The organism is Hydrogenophaga sp. (assembly GCF_031426985.1).
Taxonomy (GTDB): domain Bacteria; phylum Pseudomonadota; class Gammaproteobacteria; order Burkholderiales; family Burkholderiaceae_C; genus Hydrogenophaga.
Genome location: NZ_JASJOY010000142.1, coordinates 1 through 1,449, shown reverse-complemented (window position 1 = coordinate 1,449; position 1,449 = coordinate 1). Strand labels below are relative to the sequence as shown.

At 66.7% G+C, this 1,449-nt stretch carries 2 protein-coding genes; both read right to left on the bottom strand.

Translation table 11 applies throughout. The annotated features are described in order from the left end of the window. Positions 1-94 precede the first annotated feature (94 nt). Positions 95-346 (bottom strand): hypothetical protein, encoded by a 252-nt coding sequence (locus RMP09_RS16060; RefSeq protein ID WP_310566995.1) that lies wholly within the window; start codon positions 344-346, stop codon positions 95-97. Between the two features lie 9 nt (positions 347-355). Beyond that, the coding region (locus RMP09_RS16055; RefSeq protein WP_310566994.1) for a hypothetical protein at positions 356-1,449 on the bottom strand (1,094 nt) is incomplete at its 5' end.

Below are 1,449 nucleotides of genomic sequence, written 5' to 3'. Positions count from 1 at the left end.
ACGTGACGGCCCCCAGCGTGCCCGACAGCAACAGCACCAACAACAGCGATACAGAGTTGGGGATCGCACTCTTTGCTGATCCCGGTGTGAATGTTCAGCCTATTCCCAGCGGGGCCGTGGGTTCGACGGTCACCACGACCGTGACGCTGTCCAACAATGGCAGTGTGACGGTCACGTTCGTGCCGCAGATTCTTGTCAACGGCAACACGACGACACTGGCTCCGGTGACGCTGGCGCCTGGGCAGACCGTCAGCAGTGCGCCGATCACAGTGCCGCTGAAGGCCACGGGGGCGACGGTGACGGCCAACGTGACGGCGGCCACCGCTCCGGACAGCAATTCGTCCAACAACACGGATCAAGAAACCACGGTCGGCCTGTTCAGCGATCCGGGTGTGAACGTCCAGCCCATTCCCTCGGGTGCGGTGGGCAGCACGGTGACCACGACGGTGACCTTGAGCAACAACGGCAGCACGACCGTGACCTTCACCCCGGTGGTGGTGGTCAACGGCGTGAGCACGACGTTGACGAGCGTGACGCTGGCTCCGGGCCAGACGATGAGCAGCGCGCCGATCACGGTGCCGCTGACGGCCACGGGCGCAACGGTGACGGCCAACGTCACCAACCCCAGCGTGCCCGACAGCAACACGGCCAACAACAGCGACACGGAAGGTGGCGCGGGCCTGTTCAGCGATCCGGGTGTGAACGTCCAGCCCATCCCCGCGGGTGCGGTGGGCAGCACGGTGACCACGACGGTGACCTTGAGCAACAACGGCAGCACGACGGTGACCTTCACCCCGGTGGTGGTGGTCAACGGCGTGAGCACGACGTTGACGAGCGTGACGCTGGCGCCGGGCCAGAGCACCAGCAGCGCACCGATCACGGTGCCGCTGACGGCCACGGGCGCAACGGTGACGGCCAACGTGACGGCCCCCAGCGTGCCCGACAGCAACAGCACGAACAACAGCGATACCGAAACCGGTACGGGCCTGCTCAGCGATCCGGGTGTGAACGTCCAGCCCATTCCCTCGGGTGCGGCCGGCAGCACGGTGACCACGACGGTGACCCTGAGCAACAACGGCAGCACAACCGTGACCTTCACCCCGGTGGTGGTGGTCAACGGCGTGAGCACGACGTTGACGAGCGTGACGCTGGCGCCGGGCCAGAGCACCAGCAGCGCACCGATCACGGTGCCGCTGACGGCCACGGGCGCAACGGTGACGGCCAACGTGACGGCCCCCAGCGTGCCCGACAGCAACAGCACGAACAACAGCGATACCGAAACCGGTACGGGCCTGCTCAGCGATCCGGGTGTGAACGTCCAGCCGATCCCCTCGGGCGCGGTGGGCAGCACGGTGACCACGACGGTGACCCTGTCCAACAACGGCAGCGCGACGGTGACCTTCACCCCGGTGGTGGTGGTCAACGGCGTGAGCACGACGTTGACGAGCG